This is a genomic window from Providencia sp. PROV189 (assembly GCF_028480065.1).
In the GTDB taxonomy this organism is placed as follows: domain Bacteria; phylum Pseudomonadota; class Gammaproteobacteria; order Enterobacterales; family Enterobacteriaceae; genus Providencia; species Providencia stuartii.
Genome location: NZ_JAMPOG010000003.1, coordinates 1 through 24,887, shown reverse-complemented (window position 1 = coordinate 24,887; position 24,887 = coordinate 1). Strand labels below are relative to the sequence as shown.

Here is a 24,887-nt window from a genome sequence, read left to right as displayed (position 1 = left end):
AACCCCCTTATACATGATAGGCTGCATCAGGAATATCCGTTATAAACATATGCCCCGGCGCATGGCTTAAGGCAAATGGGACGCCTGATTTCATCACGGCTGCTTGTGGCGTTACACCGCAAGCCCAAAACACAGGTATTTCTCCCTCTTCAATGCGAACTGGATCGCCAAAATCAGGTTGCATAATATCGACAATCCCTAATTGTTCAGGGGCGCCAATATGAACAGGGGTTCCATGAACCGATGGAAAACGCCCTGTAATACTGACCGCATCCGCTACACGCTCCGCAGCGATAGGCCGCATTGAAACCACGAGCTCTCCATGTAATCGCCCCGCTGGACGGCATAACCGATTGGTTTTATACATTGGCACATTGGTTTTATCCGTGATATGCCGTACATCAATACCCGCTTCTATCAATGATGTTTCAAAAGTAAAGCTGCAACCGATTAAAAAAGTCACTAAGTCAGTATGTTGATGATAAATCTTGCTGGCATCCGTGATCTCATCCACCAGCTTCCCCTGTTGCCAAACGCGATAACGAGGGATATCCGTTCGCAAATCGGCCCCTTCAGCCAAAATGGTTTGCCAACTCCCCGCTTCGCATACATCCAGTACAGGGCAGCTTTTCGGATTGCGTTGTGCATACAATAAAAAATCAAAGGCCCAATCACGAGGCAACGCAATCATATTGGCTTGAGTCAATCCAGCAGCCAAGCCCGCCGTCGGTTTATCAAAACCTTGTCGAATAGCTTCTCTTGCGGCTCTTGCTGCCATAATCGCTTTTTCTGACGCCTTAAATAAACTTGTCATAGGGCCCCTCCCGAAAAAGCTCTGATTTCAACACCATGCTGTTGTAATAACTCACGCACATTTTGCGCCATCGCTAATGCCCCAGGGCTATCACCATGAACACAAATAGAGCCCGCTTCGATCGGCGTAAAATCCCCTTCAATTGATATTACTCCCCCTTCATTCACTAATTGCAGCATGCGCTGTGCAACTTGCTCAGGATCATGTAATACCGAACCGGCTTCCCGACGGGAAACCAAAGCACCATTAGAGTGATAAGCCCTATCCGCAAATGCCTCTGCAATAACGGTTAGCCCTCGCTCTTTGGCCCATCCAATCAGTGTAGAGCCTGCAAGTGCAACCAAAACTAACTGTGAATCGATAGCGCATATCGCATCAATAACAGCCATTGCTTGACGCTTATCATGGGCGATGGTGTTATACAGTGCCCCATGAGGCTTAACATAGCTGACTTGGCAACCAACCGCAGTTGCAAGCCCTTTAAGTGCACCTATTTGATAAATAACATCAGCGCTCAGTTCATCCGAGGCGATATCCATATTGCGCCGCCCAAAGCCCACTAAGTCTGGATAGCCTACATGTGCCCCTACCGTAACATGGTTCAATTTCGCCGCTTTTAATGTTCGCAAAATACCTTCTGGCGAGCCTGCATGAAAACCACAGGCGATATTTGCACTACTGACAATTTTCAGCATGGCTGTATCATTGCCCATTTTCCATTGACCAAAGCTTTCCCCGAGATCACTGTTTAAATCGATGATTTTTTTCATTGTTCTATTTGACCTCTATTTCAAGTAGTTAAAAATTGCTTCAACCGACATAGCCCCCATATACCATGTTAATGCACAGACAATGATACCGGACCATAACAACCAACGTGGATAGTGATAGCCGGACATCAAATCGGCACGTTTCCACCCGATATAAACAAAGATGGTTAAACCAATCGGTAAGATCAGACCATTAAACCCACCAGCAAAAACTAATAATGCGGCAGGTGCGGTTCCCATCATTAAGTAGACCGCCAGCGATATTGCGATAAATAAGATGGTGGCAATATTACGTTGCCTTTCTGTGATGGATTTTTTAAACGCGGTAATGAAACTCATGGAGGTATAAGCAGCACCGATAACACTCGTTAATGCAGCCGCCCATAAAATCAACCCGAAAATGCGTAAGCCAAAATTCCCAGCTGCCGCTTGGAAAGCTTGAGAGGCAGGGTTAGCAGCTTGGCCTGATATATCAATTGTCACGCCACTTGCCACCACACCAAGAATGGCAAGAAATAAAATATAGCGCATTAATCCGACAACTAAGATCCCTTTAGTTGCAGCGCTTGAAACAACATGGATGTTTTCAACTCCAACAGCCCCTTTATCTAGTAAACGATGGGCACCAGCATAGCAGATATAGCCCCCTACCGTACCGCCAACAATGGTAGTAATCATCGCAAAATCAACGGTATCTGGTAGCACGCTTTGGCGTAATGCTTCACCAACGGGTGGATTGGAAGCAAAGGCCACAAACAGCGTTAAACCGATCATGACTAGGCCTAACAAAATGATCACGCGGTCAATGAAGGTACTCGCTTTACGGGAAGAGAAGATATATATCGCTAACAGGGCACTGAGCAGCCCGCCCCATTTGGGATCTAACCCAACAAGGGCATTTAACCCTAATCCAGCCCCTGCGATATTACCGATATTAAAAATCAAACCACCAAAAATCACCAATACTGCAAGTAGATAGCCACTTCCGGGGATGGTGGCATTAGCGATATCCGATGAATGCATTTTGGTTAGAGTAACCACTCGCCAAATATTCTGTTGCACCACAAAGTCAATAATAATGGATGCCAAGATCCCAAAAGCAAACGCGGCTCCTAAGGTAACAGTAAAAGTTGCTGTTTGAGTAATAAAACCTGGCCCTATTGCAGATGTCGCCATTAAAAATATTGCCCCAATCAATGAGGTACGCCTATTTTTTATGAACTCTGCTGTGCTGGTACTTTCTTGAGCTGCCATGTGCATACTCCTTTCGGATTGTTTTTGTCGTTATCGATGTTGTGTTAGTTATAAAGGCAATAATCATGCCATTGTTCTACCAATACACATTATTGTTAATCTATCTTTAATATATTGTTGAACAATTAATAGTGAATGGCGAATTAACAAGCAATCAAAATCGTGGTTTGCGATTTAAAAATCAAAGACCGATCACTTTTTTAACAAAACATATAAATAATTAACATTTTTTGAATGCTAATTACGGCGAAATGCACCATATGAGTGCAAGAAACGATGGATTTGTGCTGAGCATGCACCAAAAGGAGCCTTGAAGCCGACTAGGGAATATGTGAAGATAAACTCTTACACTGTTCCTCATTGGCTCATACCTAAAACCTATTGATATGACTAAACAACCTGTTGTTCAGACCTTAGCTGTTACTATCGCCGAAACGATCCGCTACAAAATCACGGTTGGGGAACTTACGCCAGGCCAACGTTTGTCGGAAGCCGCTCTTAGTGAAGAGTTAGATATTTCTCGTAATACTCTGCGCGAAGTATTTCGTGTTTTGACACAAGAAGGGTTACTTACTTATGCACCAAATAAGGGCGTATTTGTTTCAGTACCCGATATGGCTGCTATCATCGACATTTACCAAGTACGCCGATTAATTGAATGTGATGCATTGAAGCAAGCCTATGCCATGCATCCTGCCGTACAGAAAATGAAGCAAGCCGTCAACGAAGCTCGCGAACAAGAAAAGATGGAAAATTGGATTGGTGTGGGAACAGCCAATATGAAATTTCACACTGCCATTGTTGAGTTGTCTGATAGCGAAAGGCTAATTAAGCTTTACCGTAATATCGCCGCTGAGTTACGGCTAGCTTTTGGTCATCTTAATGATCCTAAGATTCTATATGCCCCTTATATCGATAAAAACCAATCGATATTAGAGTTATTAGACGCCGGGCGTAACCTTGAAGCGGCTGATACATTGAGCCGTTATTTAGATTTATCAGAGCGAACCTTGCTCGCCGCCTTTAAACGAAAACAAGCCGGCTATTAATTCTCTTTATTAATAAAGTGTGAAAGCCATCAATCTAGTACTGGTCAATCCTGAGGAATTCAGAGCCTGTTTACGCAAATAGGATCCCCTGCTTTTCTGTCATCAACTATATTGGTAAATAGGAGCAAGATTTCAATAACTCAGTGCTAATTCTTTCTGGTAAGAGGCATTAATCTATTTTTTGCGATTTAAAGAAAAACTTATCTAAATTAGAGGGCTCACCATCTCATGCACCTAAAATAACAAGTTAAATTGACTTTTAATCTGTATTTCCTCTTTTACATAATTTTAGCTACATCAGGCAGCATAAAAGAAGATAAATTAATTTTTATCTATAACGCTAATGAGATATCGCTTGCTGCTTTTACTTTTTGCTCGTATAGATACCTTACTAGGGCGAAGTAAAATTTGGATATTCAGCGTCTTATTTTATTGTTCTGAATATAAGTATTCAGGACAGTTACTTTCAACGCCATAACCGAGAGAGTAATATAGTTTAAGATCTTTAAAGTTTATTTTATCATAAAAATAAAGCCCTTCAGTACTTAAACAAGTCGCAAGATTTAAAGTGTGATGACTGTAACTTACAGTGAAATTTGATGCATCTTGGGCTGTAAAATGAATATTCATCTTATTGTTTTCGTCATAAATAAAAGCAAAAAACAGACCATTATTGTTATCATGCAATTCTTTTTTGTAACTATATTTAAGTAATAAATCGCTATTTATCGAGTTATATCCATCATTACCTTTTTCAGTCTTTTGAAAGTCACGCCCATTCATATGGTAACACTTGACTTTATTATTGCGTTCATTATTTATACAAACCGTGACCGTTTTGTTGTTTAAATTACTTTCAGTTGAATACAGTATGATTTCATTAGGAAAATAGGATAAGAAGCCAGCACTTAAGATATTGTTATCCATTGCAAATGTCATGCTGCTGAATAAAAATAAAATTGACAATTTATAATTTATAATTCATTTTATTAATAGCCAGCCTCATATACCGATAAGAGTACCATACTACCCTCACTTGGCTTTAATGTATATATTATTTCTTCCATATCATGATTTATTTTTATTTCTAGATTGCTTTTGTTTTTCCATGTATAACTTCTCCTTTCTTTTCTTTAAACTTTCGTAACTCGATTTATTTTCCAGTTATTTCCTTGTTTAACTAAGATAATCTGTAAATTTAATTTTGGCTCAGTGCCGTCACCTAAAATTAAACTTATTTTTGAGTAAGCATCAGTTTGCTTAATTTTCAATATCTTTATACTTTTTTCCCAAGAGGGATAATTATCCTGAGATTTTATAAAATAATTAACATCTGTCTCAATCCAAGTTCCATCCCAGTTACAAACAATATTCCCTCTATTTTTTCTGCACTCTTGTTCTTTTTTACAAATTTTTTCCAACTCTTTTTCATCTACATCCGAATCATAGTGACATATTGACGAATAGTATAATTTTAATGCTAATTCAGGGGTTACATAGTTCTCCACTAGACTTTCTTCATTTATATTTTTGAGATAGCCTTCATAAAAATTCACAACAACTTCTTCGGGAGATAACCCTGAACTTGCAGTTGATGAAACATTATTTGTCCTAGAATTGTCGTTAACATGCCCATTAGCTATGCCTATTAGTGGAAGTAATACTATCGAGAAGATAAAAATGTTAATTCGATTAAACATACCAAGTACCATCACCAATTAATCTTAAAATTTCTCAATGAATAAAATACACATAATCTCAGTGGTGCTAAATGCCCAATGAAGTTCTAAACAGCACCCGAAAAGTTGTCAACCCATATCAGGGCTAATCAAAGCTCAATCAATAATCTATTATGTTTCTTTCTCATACAATAGGTACTCCATCCTCCCCTGTTGATCAAGTGCCTCTATCACACAATTCCTTGACTTAGATTTTACATCATTTTAAAAAATTAGTTTTTTATAATTGCCTTTTTCTGCCTATAACTTATTTTCCTTATCCATTAAATAGATAAATAGAAACAATCTATTCATTCGTTTTATTTAGAATGATCCTCACTCAGTATTTAACATTTTAGTTACACCACGAAAACAATTAATTAATATTGATGGTTAAGCATTTAACTACCAAGCCCATTCTTACTCCACCGTGGCAAATCAATTATGAAAAGAATTATTACAATTTAATACAAATCAACGATAAATAATGATTGCCATGCTCAATTAATCGACTAAACAACTCAATATTTACGATCTAACAGTTGTAGTTTTAACGAATATTCGCTATAAAAATTGCGATAGAAAAAGTACAAACATAAAAATTATTAATATATTTGAGATTTCATTATGACTTCAAACCACATTTCGACAAAAAAACCATTTAAATTTGGCCTAGGATGGCAAATTTTAGTCGCACTGATTTTAGGTGTTATCGTAGGCGCTTTTTTGCATGAAAGCGTAGAATATAAAGATTGGTTAATCGTTAATGTTCTATCACCCGCGGGTAAAATATTTATACAATTAATTAAAATGATCGTTGTTCCGATTGTTATTTCAACATTAATTGTCGGTATCGCGGGGGTAGGAAATACGAAACAACTTGGGTCGCTCGGGTTTAAAACCATCCTCTATTTTGAAATTATCACCACTATTGCAATCGTTGTCGGGATAAGCTTCGCCAATATCTTCCAACCTGGTGTTGGTATTGACATGTCACAGTTGACACAAGTTGATATCTCCCAATATGAAAAAACCACCCAAGAAGTTGAAAGCCACCCTTCGGGTATTATCAATACCATTTTAACCATGGTGCCGAGCAATATTTTTGCCTCTATGGCCAGTGGGGAAATGCTACCCGTCATTTTCTTTGCCGTCCTGTTTGGTTTGGGCCTCTCCTCATTACCTAAAGAGAAGAAGCAACCATTATTAGACGTTTTGCAAACCTTTTCTGAAACCATGTTCCGCGTCACTAATATGATCATGTTGTATGCCCCTATCGGGGTTTTTGCACTGATCTCAGTGACTGTCGCCAACTTTGGTTTTACCTCTTTAGTACCACTACTAAAATTAGTGATTCTGGTTCACTGTGCAATTTTGTTCTTTGCCATTGTGGTACTTGGCATTGTCGCTCGTTATTGCAAAATTAATATTTTTACCTTAATGAAAATTTTAAAAGACGAGCTACTTTTAGCCTACTCCACCGCAAGCTCTGAAACCGTGCTTCCACGTATCATGGATAAAATGGAAAAATACGGTGCACCTAAATCAGTAACCAGTTTCGTTATACCAATTGGCTACTCATTTAACCTTGATGGCTCAACACTCTACCAAAGTATTGCCGCCATCTTTATTGCTCAGCTCTATGGAATTGAACTGTCTATTGGCCAGGAGCTTATCCTTGTATTTACCTTAATGATCACCTCTAAAGGTATTGCAGGCGTACCTGGTGTCTCCTTCGTCGTTCTCTTAGCCACTTTAGGCAGTGTCGGTATTCCACTGGAGGGCTTAGCCTTTATTGCTGGGGTTGACCGTATTCTCGATATGGCTCGAACTGCACTAAACGTTGTCGGTAATGCCCTCGCAGCCTTGGTAATTGCCAAGTGGGAACATAATTATGATGAAGAAAAAGCACGTGAGTATGAGCAAACCTTTTAACGGTTGATAATCCACAATCCCTTTCCACACACCGAGCAACGACTCGGTGTGTTTTTATCTATTTCCTAAAAATTATAATCTAACATCGATTGAGATCTTATTAATATATTGATTAAATTTCATCTTAGATTATTAATGTAAAACCGTGATAAACAACACAATTTTTAATAACAGCGAGTAAGTATATTTACTTTACTAACTAGGCATGTTAAAAAATCAGCTTGTTCAAATTATAATATAAATATATTCTATTATTTGTTTTCTAACTTACTGTTTTATTAACATATCGCTGTTAATTTGAATTATTCAATCCGGTTTAGTATGGCACGTTAAATAACGATCTATTTATATCGTTTTAACTGTGGCAGAAATTAATTTAAGCTATTTACCAATATTAATAATTAATAGCCATTTTTTCTTATTAAATCCGGAGTCGATTTTATGTATAAAATACTTTTCTTAAGCTTAATTACAGCTTGCTATACCGGAAACCTAATGGCAACTGAGTATTTCGTTGATCCCACCTCGTCTGCCGCATTGTGGGTAGAAAAAAACAAGAGCGATCCCAGAGCACTGGCTATTCGGGCTAAAATAGCGTCTGTGCCTACGGCTATTTGGCTTTCTAAAATCCATGAAAATGAGACTGAATTAGCCCAGCAAATAACAAGTTATATTTCACAAGCTGATAAGCAAAAAACTCAGCTTATGTTTGTGTTATACGCTCTACCTAACCGCGATTGCTCAGGCCAAGCCTCCGCCAGCAACACTACTAATAGCCAAAAATATCGAACATGGATTAATCAATTAACAAAAACAATTTCAAACACTGAGCTTACCATTATTTTAGAGCCTGACGCCTTAGCGGATATGAGTTGCCTAACGCCATTGCAGCGCAAAGATAGAACAGATTTACTCAAATATGCTGTGACTCAATTTAAAATAAAAAGCCCTAATGCGCATGTATACCTTGATGCTGGCAATATGAAGTGGCAACCCGCAAAAACAATGGCAGAACAACTCATTGCAGCGGGAATAAAAGATGCATCAGGTTTTTCACTCAATATTTCTAATTACTATGCGACCGAGCCCACTATAAAATATGGTGAAGACATTAATCGATTTTTAATGGCGCTGATAGGGATAAAATCCAATATGATTATTGATACCTCACGCAATGGTCATGGTGCACCAGCATTGCCAAATCAATGGTGCAATCCACTTGGCCGTAAGATAGGTGAAGGCCCAAAAGATATTTCAGCAACCGTTAAAACCGCTTGGATAAAGCCACCGGGGGAATCAGATGGCGACTTTTCTCCAACAGCTAATTGCCATGGCGGCCCTAAAGCAGGGGTTTTTAGCCCTGATTTAGCGATACGCCTGATTAAAGGGGAATAATAGATACAAGACCAAGGCGAGAAAGTCAGCGCAGGAGAAGTGCCGATAATAGGTTATGGGTATTGGCATTTTTCCGATAAATTATTTTGTGTCAATTTATCACTACGATAATTTAACTTAATGCTGTACCATGAGTGCCAATAAAAACAGTGGAGAATAGGGATAAAATATGGATGCTCTTTTCGAGGCCGTCGCTAGGTTTTTTGCTTTTTGTATTGAACTCTTGTTAAATCTTTTTCAACTTTTCGGTATTAGAATTACAATATTACTCATTGCTTTTATTGGCCTATATTTTCATGGGTTTCAACTCAAATGGGTATTAGGCTATATCATTCTAGCTATCGTTTTATATAGCCCATTCATCTATCGGAAATTGAAACAAAGGCAATAACGCTATTTGACTTAGCCTATTTGTTCTCTTTATCGTAAAGTTAACTCACTATCAATTATCTTTCGTTAAGCATAAAAAACGCTGTGCTACGCGGCGTTAATCGCAGATAATAGGGGGATTGTATCGAAAATATCTATATTAATCCCCCAATAGCATGATATTTCAATAGTATTATGACTCTTCTTCGAACTCTTTTTTATTCAAGATCCTATAATATAGGCTAGATTCCCAATAAGATAAGCCCATCGGATAACCTGCATCAACATAGTCACATTCGCTATTAAAATTGATAGCAGAAAATAAATTTTCTGGGTCAGATGCTGCCCATTTAATTACCTCAATTGCCGTTTCTTTATCATCTGGTATTGCATCAATGCCCCGCCCCACCAGTAAACATCTTTGTATTTCATCTTCAACTGCTTGACGTAAATTATCCGCTCCTTCCGTCAGCATCATATCTAATTCAATCGTTTCTAATAGCAAAAATGGCTGTTTATGCTGCTCTAAAAATTCAAGGGCTTCTTTGATTTCTTTACTCGCATCATAACCATTTTCTAAAAATAACGGTTCAATTGAGGTAAAAAATTTCTTTAATCTTGCAAACCCGATATCAAAATCACTTGTCAACGCATAAAAAGGTGTTTTTTCCCCTTCTTCTTCATGATCGTACCCATGATATAGCAGTGACTCACATAATTTTGGGTTTCCAGACATCAATATACGATAGGTCATTGGTATTGCATATGACCATTCAGAAAGTCCATTCGCAATATCTGGTCGGTCATAATAAGAGCTTGGTTGATTAGATATACTGTAAAGGTAAGAGCGGTTTGCCATAAAATATCCTTTTATATAAAAATGCTTAAGCGAAATGACTCTAGCAATCTCAAAGTGATATAGCAATAACTAGGCCTAACTTTATTAGCCGATAATTATTTTTGAATATCATTAGAAATATTTTCAGGAATTATCTGATGATTTACTTATTTCCTACCGCAATACACTATTTTTCAGTGGAGAATAAATACGGTGATACGTATCGCTGATCACTTCTTAACTTTATAATCAATATACGTATTTTTTTAAAGGATCCTTTAAGGGCATCGATACAACTTACAGGCGCTCAGCTCATAAAAATAACAGAAAGTATAGGCGCTGTTTTCCCCGATAAAGCATCTTTTGACCCTAAACAAGCTTTTCAAATAGAAGAAAATGTAACGATACAAACAGCTCAAAGCGAATATTACGGTACAGTTTTATACGCTTTTATTGTGAGCTCAACCCTAGAGATATCTGCAACATTATTTGAGTTCGATGAGGCTCCTTATATCCAAGCAGCGCAACACAATGCCCAAATAACAATAAAGACCTTATCAGGATGATTTTGAGCAATTAACCAATAAATATAGCCATTACACTAGTTTTCAAATTAATGTGACTTGCGGATTTCGACGTAACGGTTCTGAATACTATTATCATATCGATACAATGAAGGTTTACGACTCAATGGGGGAGCTATTTGATCTTATTAACGATACTCAAAAAGCGATGAGTGTGATGGGCGGTTGTTCAATGACCGTCACGAAACTTTATAAAAGCAATATTTGGGAGGTACGTTCAACGGAAGGGGATATTGTCACCATAAGGTGCTTAATAGGGTCATCACAGAATGCTTTTTACTTTATACTGACCATCTATATGATGACTGGCCTAATGATGCAGAAAGGCTATATTTATAAAATAGGCCAGCTTATCAATTAATATATCAGCCATTTTATGAATTGAATAACTAGCAATACTCTGTTAATTGGTAATCATTGGAAAATGATACGCGTAATACTAGTATGGTGGACATATAAAAATATTTAGTGTGTATTTGATAAAAAGTCCAGTTTATTCTTGTTTAAAGGGGTTATCAGTGGCTTTCACTACCATGTCATTACACTCCGCATAAATAAAAAATAATTTATCGGAATGCCTATATTAGGAATAAAGCTGCTTCTCTCAATGTGACTAAACGGACATAACAAGGCTTTTTATGAAATAGAATAGCCGATGCATTTTAAAATAGCCGCTTTTCATAAAGCGGCTATGGATAAGTAAAAATTACGGTTTTTCCGGCCACTCAATATTAGGTGCTAAAGAAGTATCAATACGATTTAGTAAAACGCGGTATTTTTTCCACGCTTGCAGCGCTGCGGCTTCTTCATCGGTTGCCAGTCCTGTATCGATGGAGTCTTGCACATAAGTCAGCATATTATTTGCTTCATCCAGTCGTTGTGATTTCTCCTGTTCAGCCTGCGCGATTAATGCGGCTTTTTGGGCTTCAGTGTCAGTGACCCATTTTTTACCGTTCCATGCATCGAATTCCGTTTTTGGCTCTAAAAGTGTGAGTGTTTCAGGTAAATCGCCGATAAAATCGACTTCAATCGGTTGGCGGGTTTCTGTGCTGTAAGCCGTTTTCCCTCGGTTATCTGTCACAATTTCCCATTTTGAACCATCTTCACTACGCACAACAGCAAAACCTGTTTTGGTTGGTAGTTCAGGTGCATCGGTATAAGCTCCCGCGGACACGCTAACATCAAAGTAAATATATTCCATATTTGCATTGAGATATTCACGAGTGGTCGGGTCTGCAATATACGTTTTAATCCAACCGGCTTTTGTTGCTAAACCATTTTGACCGATTTCTGCTTGTTCAATTTCTAAATTGTAATTTTTCATTATGCTGCTCTCACGATATATAAAAATGCAATGTTACGGGGACGATTTTCGTTTGCTGTTGGTACAACACGCGATGCGTCAAAGTCTGCCGATGTTTTTATTTCATTAACCCCACCACCTGAGCGTAATGTATTCGTAGTCCTTTTAAATACGCCGCTCGCACTCAATGCATCTAGAAATCCGTAATTGAGGCTTCCTGTGATATTTCTAATTGCATCCCCTTGTGCCGCTAGCACTGTTCTGTTCGCATCAATCCCACGCCCAGCGTCAAGGCCGCGAATAAACTCACCGCGTAAATCAGGTAATACGCCAGATGGATAAGCTTTAGCAAGCAAGGGGTAAGTCGTTTTATTAAATATCTGACCATTGCAGATTAAATATCCGCTAGGAGCCGTGGCTTGAGGCCAAGGGATAGGTGCTCCCACGGGGTAATCACTTAATTCAGATGATGAACCTGAAACTTTTAAATTTCCGTTGTGGTCTTTTGCTGTGTTTCCGGTTGAGTAAATTTCGAACCAACTACTCCACGAGCCCTCGTTTCTTTGTCTGTACGCAAGCAACTTTGATGTGTTACCTTGAATTTGTAATGTCATTCCAGCGCCACTTGAGCCGCCAGATCTGCATGCATGGATTAGCGGGGAGTAGCTGTGAAAATTATTACCCGCCGTTGTATTTCCTCCTCCACCTGCATAAAACCCACTCTCAAGTGGAATGTCGTTTGCGTCTGAGTATATCTTTCCTGTTGTACCAATACCATAATCACCAACCACCATCGCTGTTCCAGATTTTTTTGGTATGATAAATGTATTTTCTCTTTCGTTATTTACATTTCGATATGAAATATCCAACATTACAGATTCATTACTTGATGATTCCGCACGTATTGATTTTCCATTTTTTCTATAAATAGAAATACCAGGCCAGTTATCTGTAGCAACAATTTTAATTGTTGAGTTATTAACGGTTAGTCGATTACCTATTGATACTTGACCCGCTATGTCGCCCCCAGTTTTATCAAACTTTCCATTTAACCCATTTTTTAGCGCCGTATTTGTTGCATAATCTCCCGCTGGGGCATAATTCCCCTTTGGTTGATACTTAGTATCAGACTCTGATTTTGAATAACTGTAGCCTGACGGGAGGTAATTACCTTTAGGTTGGAATCGAGTATCCGATTCAACTTTAGTGTAGCTTTCCCCTTTTAGTGCATAATTACCTTTAAGTTGAAATTTAGTGTCCGTATCTTTTTTAGTATAATAGTTACCCAACCCCAAAAACACACCCAGCGTAGACCATGCAGCTTGCGATTTATCCGGTTGTTCCCCTTTCGTTTCTTTGTTGGAAACATAGATAACCCCATTCCACTGAACGATGGCCGTTTTTGGGTAAGATAGCGCCGCATCCCATTCCGCAACACCGCGCTGCGTAAGGTACATCAGCCACTCGTCAACGCGCTTACCTATGGCGTTAAACCATTCCAATGGCGGCTTGCCAGCAGTTCTGTCTAAAGTAATCCCCCACCCACGCAATACATCTGGGAATGTTTCAATTTCCCCTGTTTTTGCATCTTGAGCAAAGATTTTTAAATCGGGTTTTTTAATGACTGACATTCATTAACCTCGTGAATTTTCCATCGTTAAAACCAAATGCCGATTGATCCCCCACCCAACCAAATGGGTGTGCATCGGTAATAACGAGATATTGATAATTAACCCCTATAGGCCTCGATAAAATATCGAGATCTTTGATGGCATGGATCCGAAACGGTGTTAAATAATTGGCAGGGATAACCACATTCATCGACATATCATAATTGTCGATAATAAAGGCTTGCTCCCCCAATAAGTGACGTAAGGAATAGGTAATATTGGCGATATCGGGTTTTTGGTAATTTTTAATGATCTTGGCTTTGATAAAAAAGCGGTAATCATCATCACCCAATACCGATGATCCTTTGAGTGAATCACCATAACGATAAAAGGCCCCAATATTGAAGCCTAGCGCGCCTTCAATCCCCCGAAAGCCAAAATAGTCTTTCGGCACCAATGATTTCATGACCCGATGAATACCGACATGTTTGCCGATTAAATCGAGTCCATACCCCGTAGCAGTGTCGATATTTAAAATGGTCGATAACGTAATGACCGATTCAAAGAGTTGCTTTGTTTCAGAAAGCAAAAGCCCGACGGTTTGTCGGGCTTTAGGTTTTCCTCGGTACTGCCAAATCAAAAAGTCTTCGCGTGGTTTACTCAATCAGCACCTCCACATCTTCTGGCCTGATTTGTGCGCATTGGCGAACCCCTATTGAAACAGCATCGCGCCCATTTACGGTAATTGATTTAATGTAAAAGCCTTGTACTGCATTTACTTGGCAAGTTAAACGCATCGCATAAACCGATTCACCAATATCAAATTCAGTGGCAGCTAACGCGGCTTTAATGGCATCGGTATCGATATCATGGAAGCCTCCCACTCGTTCAAGTAGTAATTTGACTTTAACATTCACCAAAGCGGCGCGATCAAAATAGACGGTTCGCGGTGCGCCAGCATACGTTTGTGTATTACTGATACGCCCAAATACCCCACACCCGCCCACTTTCTTACTTAAAATCGTTCGCCCAATATCATTATCATGGCCACCAATAACAACGGCATTTAATGTGTGCGGTGGAATGCCTTTTTCATCCGTTTGATTGGTGTAGTTTTCGTAGACCTTAGCTTGTTTTACATCCGGTAAATCAAGCAGAGCGCCTTCTAGCCCTTGATAATCATCATGATTATTGATGGCATGCGAACGCATAAAACGTAATAACAAATTGCCATCCGTTTCCTCAAAAGCGCCCTCTTTTGCCGCTTTTGTGGTTGTGATGCTATCAACCCCAATGGTCACCGTGTCCATGGTTAAGGGGCGATTTGCTGGCAACGAAAAAGCGCCAAGCTCCTGACTTCGTAGATCCACTCTTGCGGAGCCGTTACTCCCTAACGTGACATCCACCAATGTGACCCACTTGGTGCGATTATCATCAGACAATAAGCTTCCTTTATGTACGGTAACGCCCTGTTTACCTGTGATCACCACCTCATTGAGATAACTGTAATCGGCCCCTCGGCGAACAATGCCGGCATACATTGCGCGTTGTTCTAGCCATGATCCAATGGCCTTATAGGGGTCAAGCATCTGCGCTATCAGGGCAATTGCTTGATTAATATTATCTATCTCTTGAGAAAATAGGCCGATCATTTGGCCGTCAGGGCTATCCGCATCCAGATTGATGTCATCCCCATAGATACGTTTAAACCCTTCCGTTAAGCGTTGGTGAACGTCAGTCAGCTTATCAATCACTATGCCTGTTTCAGTAATTTGGAGCATCTGTCATTACCTCTTTTTTATGACCGTAAATATCAATATAAGTGACTGATATCGCCATCAACCTTGTATCAGGATTGAGTTGAATATCAAATTCGGTAATTTGCTCAACCCCTTGCGTATTTAATACACTCGCTTTTATTTCAGCCTCCATCGCTATCAAATTAGGGTTTTTGCGTAAATAATCGAACCATTTAATGCCATGTTCGCGATTAAGAAACCAATCCTGTTTCAATGACAATAGGCGAGTTAGCACCGATTGTGCGATAGCTTCCGAGCGAATGTTGTAATCTGCTCTCCCTCGCCCAAAACACCAATCATGGTTATCATCAAGCCGACGTACTTTCATTAGTTAGGACCTCCTGTATTGCCTCCTCCCGTTTGCACTCCGCTGTGCGTGTGGGTATCGCCAATATTTTTGCCATTATGTTTAAGTGTGCCGCCGGATGATTCACTATTACCATTCACTGAATGGTTACCTTTAATCAACGCATTACCTGTTAACTGATAATTACCTTGGTGTTCAATATCGCCTTTAATCATGATCTTTCCCGACTGCATACGAATAAACGTTGAGCCATCATCCGTTTGTAGCGATAGTGAATCACTCGAATAATTAGGAATTTTATTGGGTTGACTACTGCCTTGAGGTAAAAAGAAGGCATCGGATAGGTCATGAAAACGGTGATCAAGCGGTTGCGACTGTTTACCGGAAACATACCAGCCGTCAATGCAACGCTCGGCAAAAATCACCAGCCCCTCATCCCCCTCACGTACAGGCACTGTGACACAGAAACCACCTCCCCGATAAAATCCAACCGGAACATCGACTAACGGCGGCAACGCAATCACTTTTCCCTCTTTAGTGACATGGCTGATCATTAATTCAACCGTCGCACTATGCCCATTGCAAGACAGTAATTTACCGGGCAACGCAGTATGAATATCGTAGCGCTGGTTCTGAGCGTGTTGATTCATCACATCAAGAAGTGTTGGCTGTTTCATTGTTTCACCTTATCAAACGTACCATCAACACAAACGAGCCTGCTATACCAATCCCTCTCCATAAAATCGCCCGTATGACTTAGCTGCGTAATTTTATAGTCACCATTAAATTCAGATGTAATGGATTGAAGCCGAATGAGGGCACCAATTTTTAATGTAGGATGACATAAACAGGTTATCGTCAAGCCATCTTCACTTTTTTCGGGTTTACCAATTAGCCCCGTTTCTTGCGATAAAACAAAACTTTCGTTATCCGTTATCACCTTTTGTTTTGGCAATAACATGAGTTGCCCATCCTGAATAGACCAATCTGACTGGTTATTTTTCGCGATTTTATGCAGTAATTCCCTTGCATCACCAAACATCACTTTTGCACGCGGAAGTTGACGATCATTTGGCAACTCTATAACACCAATATCAATATCCATCGCCTGCGCATTTTCTGTTAAAATATCACGATCGCGATTACCCGAAGATAATGTTTTATTAACTAACGTACAGGTATAAGCCTTAAATCCATCGCCACAAATTAATTCACAAATAATATCTTCCGCACTTTCAGTTACCTTAACCTCAATAATATCCCCTGCATAAATTAGTTGCAGCTCTTCATAACCAACCGAAAGTGCTGCCCGATTAAATACCTTGCTGGTTAATAAGTTTCGATGTGACGCATTAAGGTTGTAAATACGGATAACAGCAGGGTTAGGCTCTGGTGTTAATGTTTTTTTGATATCAAACGTGACGCGTAATTGTGTTATTTCGAAAGATTCATCATCATTACCAATAACAAGCTTAAGTTGTCTGCCTAATTGTTTCATACCAAAATCCTTTATCAACAATATAGAGCAAAAGCCTTTCACCTAATTCACTTTGTGATATTGAATTAATACCAAAACGTGATTTATCACTTAACGTCAAAATAAAGGGGAGATTTTTCTCTATTAATGAAGGAGCATTAACAGCTAATCCTTGCATTTGTGTAATAACTTTATTCTCATTGGTGTCGAATAAATCAAACTGCCAATTTTTTGAAATTTTGTTGTAGTACAAAGTTAACTTTAAGGCCTTACCAAATAAGGTAAATAATTGCTCTTGGATCGGCTCGTTAGATACGGGTATTTCATAAATCATGAACGTCCCCCTAATGCTTCACGGAAAGTATGGGCAGATTTGGCCTCAGGCTGAGTTCTTCCCATATTACTTTTTTGAGGTTGTTGTTTTAAATCAGGGTGTAATCCTTTTGCCGTCTGACTCTCGACAATAAACACTTCCTCTAAATTTAAACTAAATTCAACCGCCCCAGGCTTATCCTGTGTCGCGCCAATACTGGTTAACATCATATTCTTGTACAAACGAAGCCCTGTTTGTACATCAATCGGCTCCCCCATTTTTTGTATTGCCAATAATGATTCATAAGCACGACCAGCACGATCTAATGTCTGCGAACTATCAGCAAAAGGTTTCAATACATCCGGATACCAAGGTGCAATCACCTTCTGCACTTTATTGGCTAACACCCGTCCTATCGTTATATATTGCCCCAGCATCGCTTCCGCTTGCCGTATTGATGACGATATTTCTAACGGCAGAGGATATTCCCCCATAGCCTCGGTATCGAACCCTAAAAAATCATTAAAATATTTCGCAGGTTCATAGCCCACTACCGTTCCCGTAATACTCAGTGATTTCGGCTCAAGAAATGCGTGATCAGCAATATCAGCCCCCGATTCAACGGGGTTTTTTGTGATCCTTAATGCAGAGGTATGAGTCTCGCGGATCGTACAATCAAGTTCAAACTGACCAATCGTTCTTGTAATAACAGACGCTCGACCAGTAAATATTCCGCTTGTAATATCCATAATCTATTGCCTAAATAAAAAAGGCCACATTAAGTGACCTTATCAGTTGAATTGAACCCAACTCATTCTTTAAAACGGCGGGTTAATCAGCATTCGCACTCTTTAAGGAATGGTATGCAATCTCATTAACATATTGATTGATCCCCTCTACCGCCAATACACCCGCTTGTCGGCTATCCATGGTATGAATATCTTGTTTCACATTAACATCCCCTTGGTTAACAACAATGCTCTTATGATTGCTAGTTGTGACATTAGATAAATTGGGATCAGCTAGGTTTTGCTTAATTAAGCCGCCAGCAAGATTTGAGATTTGTACTAATTTTTTTTCACTTTGATATTTATCGTCAATAATACCCAGTGCTTTTAATATTGAAATAATACCCGATGTCAACTCATCAAGCTTTTGGTTTACCCAATTAAATGCCAACTCGAAAGGCTTTTTAATTAATTCAGTCACCCCATTAAACGTATTCGCAAGATCATTAATAAACTTGCCAATATCGGTATCACTGAGATCAAAAAGATTTCTAATAAATTCCCATCCCGCTTTAAATGGTGCGGTTAAGAATTCCTGAATTGCGGCAAATGCTAAATTAAGTTTTTCCGTCCATGACGTTGAATCGTCGGTGAATATTTCATATAACGATTGTATCAAATCAAACGCTGACTGAAATGGCGCCAATAGGTAATCGATAATCGCAAAAAATACTGAACTCAAACCATCAATAAAGGTTTTTGCAACACTCAATACCCATTCAAAAGCCATTTTCGCTGCATTTTTAATGACATCCCAAGCCTGAATAACCCCTTGGATAAGCACTTGCCATAATGCTAAAAATGCCGTGGCAAAACCATGAAAGTAGTGTTCAAATCCTGCCCAAATCTCCTTCAATCCCTCGGTCATGCCCTCCCATGCTTCCCCCATCATCGCCGTATTACCACTGAATAAGCCAAAAAGTAGCTTTAAGGCATTACCTATATATTTAAAGAAGCCACGGAAAATCATCACAGCACTATCGATAGTGAGCGCCCATGCTTGAGCAATGCCATCGAAAATCAGTTTATTTTCAGCATAAAAAGTATTCCACCAAGCTAATACTGACTGTATCCATGCAATGGCTGGCGCCCAAAACTCACTAAATTGTGACTCACCACCGTCTAGATAAGCTATGAGATCCCCGAGCAGCACCATCAGTCCAGCCACCGCAGCCGCAACCCACATGACAGGGTTCGCGGCAAAGGCTATTAAAGCGGCTTTTTTAAAGGCCGCTAACACTGCTATAACGCCAATGATTGCCGCTTTCCAACCTATGGTTTTTTCGACTAAGAGATTAATGGCACGACCCGCATTCCCTATCGCTTGTATGCCTTTACTCCCCCACACGACCAGCTGAGTTAATCCCTCTGATATCAGTGCCTTATTCGCATCTAGCCATTCATTAAAGCGATTAATCACCTCCGTTAAGTTAGGGAGTAGCCCTAGTACGAGTTTCGTTTTTATTGACTCTATTGATAAGCTAGTTTTCTTCGTGACTGATTGATATTCATCAGCTTGCTGTAATTCTTTCTCAGAAATGGTAAATAACACACTTTTTTCCTGAGAGAGCTCTCTCGCCCCTGCTACCGCGCCACCAATAAAGCTAAAGAATTTATTCGACATAAAATCAATAGCCGTCACGAGACCAGAAACCACTGCTTTCAAATTATCAATCGTTAAACCCGCATTACTTAATTTCTCACCTAATTGGCCAATAACTGTTGCCGTTGAAGTCGCCGCCGCGCCGAGGGCAGTGACGACACCTTTTAATTTAACCACTTGCTCTTCATTAAGACCGATAATGGTTAGAAGTTGTTCGATTCCCATCTTCTGCCCTCCGCTGAGACAACAAACGCTCGACATAGGCCTCATGAAAATCAAGCACATCGCCGAGCGTTGCTGTCGTTCTAAGATCATGACCGGTATATTTGCCTTCCATAATGGGCAGCATTTTTAACCAATCTACATCTGTTATGCCGTCAGATTGACCAAACTGGGCATATTTACCTTGGATGCGACTCCATCGGGCAAAAAATCAGCAAAATGAAAGACTAGGCCATTAACAATAAGTGGATAATAATGGGAACGATAAGTATTAAAATGGGTATTAAACACATCCACTTTATCAAGCTGAATAACATTGCCATCGGCATCTTTTGCTATCACCCATTTTAAGATGAATTTTTCGACACCTTGCATTTCTGTGGAGCCAATATTGGCAAGTACGCCCCCCACATCGATATCAACCTGTTCACCATTCATTGCAATGCAACCTTTTAGCATCCCCAATAGCTTCATGGCATGGATTTTCGCTTCGATAAAGTTGCTATGACGATGCTCATAAGTGATGTTATCTTTTTCCATCAGTTAAAGGCTCCTTTACCCAATTTAGTGATCACACGTTCAAATTGGATCACCCATGACTGTGCATTATGGCCAGCCCCACGAGTTTGCGTCGGCGGTGTTGTGAAAAAGCCAACATGCCCCACAATCTCATCACCGTTCCACGTATCCTTGATATACAATTCAAGCGGTGCGGGAGCAGATTGGCTGCTGAGCATTTGATTACGTAGATTCGATAAAAAATGATTATCTGCAGAGTGTTGCAGTAACTTCAGTGTTAATATTCCCGACTGGTTACCACTAAAAACATAAACCCCACGCCCATTAGCGCCGAACGTCCAAGCGCCATCATCGCCTACAGGAGCAATTGATAGCGCATCTGCAGATTCATCAAAGGCTGTGATTTCATAACCATTGATACTAACCATAAGACTTTTGTGATTATAAACAGACATAGTGACCTCTTAGCGGTTGAATTGAATTAATAAATCTGCTGAATGACCCGCTCCCGCGAGCTTGATTGCACACATAATCGGCATCATTTTGCGTGCTTCTCGATCCGCTTGTGACTGAACATCAAAGCTATCCGAGTAAAAATAGAAACCTTCACCTAAGCGGTCACCAAAAGTCACCTCGCCAATATCACTGCCACGCCAGATCCCCCCTGCTAAGAAGCCATTGCGTTTAAATTCGTTGCCAATGACAATCAAGGAGCCAATTAGCATCGCTTGGCCTTTATCGGTTTGAGGAGTTTTTGTAGGGCTTGCTTGTAAAGTCGTGAAGGCTTGTTTTTGGCACGCATCGATAAACGCATCCAGCCCCATCACTTCATCAATAAATGTGCCGCCGAGCATCGTGCCTTCAGCTAACATATTGATACCGTCATAATCGGTATAAAAATTGATCCCCAAACGACGGCATTTTTGTGCCGCATCTTGAGTCACGCGATCGTCAGAGCGTACCGACGTTTGTTGCTTAAATTTGACAGTTTTTGCGGTGTTCTGTCCTTGCCAAACCGTTGAAACGGCAATCGCCAACAACTCAGCACCGGCATGGTTATCTCCCGTTTTGTTGAATTGCACCATCAACCGACCACTGTTTTTATCAAATAGCTTTTTCAGTATGTTACTGTTGTTCCACTCAATCTGCTCATCACGCGTCGCGGTATAGGCCATAACTTTTAAGTCAGCCGCGGTCACCCATGCATGAGCATCATCAAGCTGTTCATCGGTGAGAGAGTCTGCGAAATAGACGCCATACCAGTTTTGATAGACATTTTGTAGTTTATGCAAGGCTTCGGAAGGTAGCTCAGCATTAACAGTTTGTGCGGCGGCTCCCACCGTTAGCGTAGCTTGGCCTTCTTCCAATTTGAGTAAATTACCCACATAAGTACCGCTAGTGGATGGCTTCACATAACCGAAACGCGTTTTTGCATCTACTCCTGCCGTTTTCGATTGAATGATCATGCGCTTACCGATGGCATCCCACACCGCTTGTACATTGGTATCACTAGGTAGCTTTTGATTAATAACTTTTGCAATGTCTGAAAAATCAATAGCTTTACTAAAGTCGAGGGCAGACAGTAAAATATCAGAGCCCGCAAGGTTCAAAGTCATTGCACCATCAGTAATCGCCTTTAATACATTCAGTCCAACAGAAATCGTTGAACCTTTTAGCGCATTCGCGGTTGCGGCAATTGTCTGTTTCTCTTTCGCAAAACGCGCGATCATCGCACGCTTCAATTTAGGGCGCGCAGAAAACAGTGCTTGTGCTGCTTTATAGGTTGCCGATTTTGTACCAAATAAATTAGCGACATCTTGTTCATTAGAAACAAATACATAACGCGAAGATGCATCAACAAACGCATTGCCCATTTCAGACGTAAAAATCGCAATCATACTTAGATCACGACGTTGCACGGCTGCCGCTTGGGGTAAAATTTGTGCATTAATGATCTCTTTAATAGATAAACTCATAATGGTTCCTTTAGCGTGGTTATAACGACCGATTCACCATAAGTCAGTGATGATTCGATACGATGAATATGTGATAGTGTTAAATTGAGCTGTGCTCTTTGTTGCTTTCCTTCAGGCTCCTCCTCGGGAAAATATTGAATTTCTGATCCGTGAACTAATCCCGCCCCCATGGCTTTAAGTTGTTGCAAAGCAAGGTATGTGTGCATTTGCGCGGCTAAATCTTCAATCAATAAGAATGCCTGCTTACCTTGTGCGGTAATCGAAACCGTGGTTTCCCGTGTCGTCGTCACCACTTCTCTACTGTTTTCTGCTTCGAATTTAACTTCCGTACCGATAGAATGAGATACCAATGGCGTGACAGTGATAAAGTCATCCCATTTCGATACATCGGTATAAACACTGCCATCAAGAACGCGTTCTTCCGGTAGTCGTGTGAGCAGCACGATAATTTGGCGCAATTTATCTAGGTTGAGCCGTGAAAGCGTTGTTGTTTCCATGTGAATTCCCAATAATTAGGCATAGACAATCTTCCGCGCTATCGGTGATAGTCGGTTGTTTTATCTGCTATTCAATTAGTTAAAGATGTAATAAACACTTACTTGAAAAAGAGGGCGTGGCGTTGTTGTTCAATCACTCTGATGGCTTGCTTATCTAAATTACATTGTTCGATAATAGTTAATAATGTCTCATTCAGTAGAAGCGAATCACCCCAAGTTAATTCGAGAGGAATAATCGGGGGTAAACAATCATCGAGTAAATAATCTGGGATCGCCATTTGCGGCTGTGGAACGTATTCTTTCTGAATGTTTGTGCAACTGGACAGTAGCATCACTAGGCACACGATGAGTGGCACAAATAGTGTCAGAAAGCCTCTTTTTAATAACTTCTTTGGTTTGTTCAGAACTAAGATCCACCTCATTTCGTTGGTTAAGATGATTTTTGGTAATTTTATTGAGTTGTGCTGAAAATTTTAAATACCCATTAAATAAAGCCTGTTGCGCTGCCATTTGATGATTCAGTGACATATATTGGCGATTTAACTTGTCATAATCACGCATTACCCACCACAACCAAAAAGCTAGGACCAGGCTGGTTGCCGTAAATACCTTGGTTAGCGATGTCATAGAGGGTAAGCGCGGTATGACAATTGAAAATGTGGTCCGTCTTTAAAATTAACCCAGTCACCTCCCCATTCAATTTCCACGTTTAATTCCGCCGCGGCCTTTTTCATTGCTCGAGCAACCAGCTCGAACTTAGACCAATCATTCCATGGAATTTGACGGTGAATTAATGGAGCGCAGTCGACGGCATGCCCTGTTAGGTGCCGACTATTCATCGTTTGACTTTGTCCATTAGCCACTAATTGCCGTTGGCGAGCTTCATTGCGTTTTCCTTCAATAACCATGAAATCAACACAGCTCAATTTGATCGCTCGGCGCACCACTTTGACTAAATCAGGATGCACACCCCGTAAGTTTTGTTCACTACGCTGGCTAAGAAAAAATTGATTCATCATTAAACTCCAAATCGATTTTTAATAAATTGGATGATCATCTCAAAGATGCCATAGAGTTTTTTTGTTCCTAAAAAACCGATCACAACACCACAAAATTCGGCTAATAAGCTCCAAGACTCGGTATTGCCATTTTGTGCTAACCACCATTCAATAAACCGGATTGTGCCCACACTCAGCAAACCACACATCAACGCTTCCAATAAAGATTGTTTCCAAAGCATCCCTTCGCGTCGTTCACGAATATAGGCAATCGTTGTTGCAATAGAAAATCCGCCAATAAGCGGAAGATAATATTGTAGCCAACGCAAAATTGGCTCCCACCATTCATATTTGTCAGGCATAAATCTATTCACTTTATATAAGTGTTCTAATAAAAGCTTCTTTTACCATGATAACTTTATTGAACCATACTGAATAATTAATAAGCATTATTTTAAATAAAAGGCATATAACAAAGAGATAAAGTTTTCATTCAGTAAAATACTCTTTTCATAAACATAGTTTCATTAATCAGTAAAAAATATCAGTCCTATTCATTAAGGATTCATTCATAATTGACCTGATTGAAAACGCTCAGTATTAACAGATTAATTCCTTTTTTGCGCGCGCACAAAATTTATTACTAAGGCTTTCTAGCTATTCTATTTTCTAACCTTTTACGTTGATGAACAGCTTATGTGAAATAAAAAAAGCCTCTAAAGCGAGACTGTTTGTTATTAGAAATTTTT

Annotated in this window: 28 protein-coding genes; 4 read left to right on the top strand and 24 right to left on the bottom strand. The window is 39.9% G+C overall.

Annotated elements, in window-relative coordinates; translation table 11 throughout:
- Positions 1–7 precede the first annotated feature (7 nt).
- The 3 genes from PR833_RS01450 to PR833_RS01440 are packed head-to-tail and all read right to left on the bottom strand — an operon-like array spanning position 8 to position 2,838.
- Entirely contained in the window at positions 8–814 is an 807-nt protein-coding gene (locus tag PR833_RS01450; protein WP_272525835.1) for a putative hydro-lyase, read from the bottom strand.
- Entirely contained in the window at positions 811–1,584 is a 774-nt protein-coding gene (locus PR833_RS01445; RefSeq protein ID WP_272525834.1) for a LamB/YcsF family protein, read from the bottom strand. The genes PR833_RS01450 and PR833_RS01445 overlap by 4 nt, the downstream gene beginning before the upstream one ends.
- A 15-nt stretch (positions 1,585–1,599) precedes the next feature.
- A complete protein-coding gene (locus PR833_RS01440; RefSeq protein ID WP_014656216.1) occupies positions 1,600–2,838 on the bottom strand; it encodes an NRAMP family divalent metal transporter in 1,239 nt (412 codons plus the stop codon).
- Positions 2,839–3,224: 386 nt separating this feature from the next.
- Between PR833_RS01440 and PR833_RS01435 the strand changes: the two genes are divergently transcribed.
- Positions 3,225–3,887, top strand: coding sequence for a GntR family transcriptional regulator (locus PR833_RS01435; RefSeq protein WP_004920968.1), 663 nt, complete (start codon positions 3,225–3,227; stop codon positions 3,885–3,887).
- Between the two features lie 429 nt (positions 3,888–4,316).
- Here PR833_RS01435 and PR833_RS01430 read toward each other — a convergent pair whose 3' ends face one another.
- Both PR833_RS01430 and PR833_RS01425 read right to left on the bottom strand, forming a co-directional pair.
- Positions 4,317–4,814 (bottom strand): hypothetical protein, encoded by a 498-nt coding sequence (locus PR833_RS01430; protein WP_232074351.1) that lies wholly within the window; start codon positions 4,812–4,814, stop codon positions 4,317–4,319.
- A 206-nt stretch (positions 4,815–5,020) separates the two neighbouring features.
- Positions 5,021–5,587, bottom strand: coding sequence for a DUF3828 domain-containing protein (locus PR833_RS01425; protein ID WP_227698391.1), 567 nt, complete (start codon positions 5,585–5,587; stop codon positions 5,021–5,023).
- Positions 5,588–6,232: 645 nt separating this feature from the next.
- Here PR833_RS01425 and gltP point away from each other — a divergent pair.
- Together gltP and PR833_RS01415 are read left to right on the top strand one after the other, a co-directional pair.
- Positions 6,233–7,540, top strand: a complete 1,308-nt coding sequence (gene gltP, locus PR833_RS01420; RefSeq protein WP_004920976.1) for a glutamate/aspartate:proton symporter GltP — start codon at positions 6,233–6,235, stop codon at positions 7,538–7,540.
- A 441-nt stretch (positions 7,541–7,981) separates the two neighbouring features.
- A complete protein-coding gene (locus tag PR833_RS01415; RefSeq protein ID WP_036940870.1) occupies positions 7,982–8,935 on the top strand; it encodes a glycoside hydrolase family 6 protein in 954 nt (317 codons plus the stop codon).
- A gap of 562 nt (positions 8,936–9,497) precedes the next feature.
- Here PR833_RS01415 and PR833_RS01410 read toward each other — a convergent pair.
- Positions 9,498–10,163: a DUF7822 domain-containing protein gene (locus PR833_RS01410; protein ID WP_014656221.1), complete on the bottom strand. Its 666-nt coding sequence runs from the start codon at positions 10,161–10,163 to the stop codon at positions 9,498–9,500.
- A 669-nt stretch (positions 10,164–10,832) separates the two neighbouring features.
- Between PR833_RS01410 and PR833_RS01405 the strand changes: the two genes are divergently transcribed.
- Positions 10,833–11,087 (top strand): hypothetical protein, encoded by a 255-nt coding sequence (locus tag PR833_RS01405; protein WP_072502377.1) that lies wholly within the window; start codon positions 10,833–10,835, stop codon positions 11,085–11,087.
- A 345-nt stretch (positions 11,088–11,432) separates the two neighbouring features.
- Here the strand turns inward: PR833_RS01405 and PR833_RS01400 are convergent, their stop codons facing one another.
- From PR833_RS01400 to PR833_RS01320, 18 genes are all read right to left on the bottom strand, one after another.
- Positions 11,433–12,050 carry a tail fiber assembly protein gene (locus PR833_RS01400; RefSeq protein WP_272525833.1) on the bottom strand — a complete coding sequence of 206 codons (618 nt, stop codon included), beginning with the start codon at positions 12,048–12,050 and terminating at the stop codon, positions 11,433–11,435.
- Complete coding sequence (locus PR833_RS01395; protein ID WP_272525832.1) at positions 12,050–13,660, bottom strand: tail fiber protein; 1,611 nt, start codon at positions 13,658–13,660, stop codon at positions 12,050–12,052. The genes PR833_RS01400 and PR833_RS01395 overlap by 1 nt, the downstream gene beginning before the upstream one ends.
- Positions 13,647–14,303: a DUF2612 domain-containing protein gene (locus PR833_RS01390; RefSeq protein WP_036940879.1), complete on the bottom strand. Its 657-nt coding sequence runs from the start codon at positions 14,301–14,303 to the stop codon at positions 13,647–13,649. The genes PR833_RS01395 and PR833_RS01390 overlap by 14 nt, the downstream gene beginning before the upstream one ends.
- Positions 14,296–15,420 (bottom strand): baseplate J/gp47 family protein, encoded by a 1,125-nt coding sequence (locus tag PR833_RS01385; RefSeq protein ID WP_036940881.1) that lies wholly within the window; start codon positions 15,418–15,420, stop codon positions 14,296–14,298. Before PR833_RS01385 ends, PR833_RS01390 begins: the two co-directional genes overlap by 8 nt.
- Positions 15,404–15,766 carry a hypothetical protein gene (locus tag PR833_RS01380; protein ID WP_004920995.1) on the bottom strand — a complete coding sequence of 121 codons (363 nt, stop codon included), beginning with the start codon at positions 15,764–15,766 and terminating at the stop codon, positions 15,404–15,406. The genes PR833_RS01385 and PR833_RS01380 overlap by 17 nt, the downstream gene beginning before the upstream one ends.
- The gene (locus PR833_RS01375) at positions 15,766–16,422 is read right to left on the bottom strand and encodes a Gp138 family membrane-puncturing spike protein (protein WP_014656228.1); all 657 of its coding nucleotides are present in this window, start codon (positions 16,420–16,422) and stop codon (positions 15,766–15,768) included. Before PR833_RS01375 ends, PR833_RS01380 begins: the two co-directional genes overlap by 1 nt.
- Positions 16,419–17,243, bottom strand: coding sequence for a phage protein (locus PR833_RS01370; protein WP_004921005.1), 825 nt, complete (start codon positions 17,241–17,243; stop codon positions 16,419–16,421). Before PR833_RS01370 ends, PR833_RS01375 begins: the two co-directional genes overlap by 4 nt.
- On the bottom strand, positions 17,218–17,556 hold the full coding sequence (locus tag PR833_RS01365; RefSeq protein ID WP_014656229.1) for a phage baseplate plug family protein: 339 nt from the start codon (positions 17,554–17,556) through the stop codon (positions 17,218–17,220). The genes PR833_RS01370 and PR833_RS01365 overlap by 26 nt, the downstream gene beginning before the upstream one ends.
- Positions 17,553–18,284 carry a phage baseplate protein gene (locus PR833_RS01360; protein ID WP_060561111.1) on the bottom strand — a complete coding sequence of 244 codons (732 nt, stop codon included), beginning with the start codon at positions 18,282–18,284 and terminating at the stop codon, positions 17,553–17,555. Before PR833_RS01360 ends, PR833_RS01365 begins: the two co-directional genes overlap by 4 nt.
- Positions 18,285–18,366: 82 nt before the next feature.
- Positions 18,367–20,151: a hypothetical protein gene (locus tag PR833_RS01355; RefSeq protein ID WP_272525831.1), complete on the bottom strand. Its 1,785-nt coding sequence runs from the start codon at positions 20,149–20,151 to the stop codon at positions 18,367–18,369.
- 144 nt (positions 20,152–20,295) lie between these two features.
- Positions 20,296–20,688 (bottom strand): phage tail assembly chaperone, encoded by a 393-nt coding sequence (locus PR833_RS01350; RefSeq protein WP_196715883.1) that lies wholly within the window; start codon positions 20,686–20,688, stop codon positions 20,296–20,298.
- A complete protein-coding gene (locus PR833_RS01345; RefSeq protein WP_004921015.1) occupies positions 20,688–21,122 on the bottom strand; it encodes a phage protein in 435 nt (144 codons plus the stop codon). Before PR833_RS01345 ends, PR833_RS01350 begins: the two co-directional genes overlap by 1 nt.
- A 9-nt stretch (positions 21,123–21,131) precedes the next feature.
- On the bottom strand, positions 21,132–22,643 hold the full coding sequence (locus PR833_RS01340) for a DUF3383 domain-containing protein (RefSeq protein WP_272525830.1): 1,512 nt from the start codon (positions 22,641–22,643) through the stop codon (positions 21,132–21,134).
- Entirely contained in the window at positions 22,640–23,140 is a 501-nt protein-coding gene (locus PR833_RS01335) for a phage neck terminator protein (protein ID WP_014656235.1), read from the bottom strand. Before PR833_RS01335 ends, PR833_RS01340 begins: the two co-directional genes overlap by 4 nt.
- 98 nt (positions 23,141–23,238) lie before the next feature.
- A complete protein-coding gene (lysC, locus tag PR833_RS20370; protein ID WP_004921021.1) occupies positions 23,239–23,418 on the bottom strand; it encodes an Rz1-like lysis system protein LysC in 180 nt (59 codons plus the stop codon).
- A complete protein-coding gene (locus PR833_RS01330) occupies positions 23,390–23,701 on the bottom strand; it encodes a hypothetical protein (RefSeq protein ID WP_114143460.1) in 312 nt (103 codons plus the stop codon). Before PR833_RS01330 ends, lysC begins: the two co-directional genes overlap by 29 nt.
- 62 nt (positions 23,702–23,763) lie before the next feature.
- Positions 23,764–24,159 carry a M15 family metallopeptidase gene (locus tag PR833_RS01325; RefSeq protein ID WP_088499203.1) on the bottom strand — a complete coding sequence of 132 codons (396 nt, stop codon included), beginning with the start codon at positions 24,157–24,159 and terminating at the stop codon, positions 23,764–23,766.
- Positions 24,159–24,500 (bottom strand): phage holin family protein, encoded by a 342-nt coding sequence (locus tag PR833_RS01320; RefSeq protein ID WP_014656238.1) that lies wholly within the window; start codon positions 24,498–24,500, stop codon positions 24,159–24,161. Before PR833_RS01320 ends, PR833_RS01325 begins: the two co-directional genes overlap by 1 nt.
- Positions 24,501–24,887: the final 387 nt, after the last annotated feature.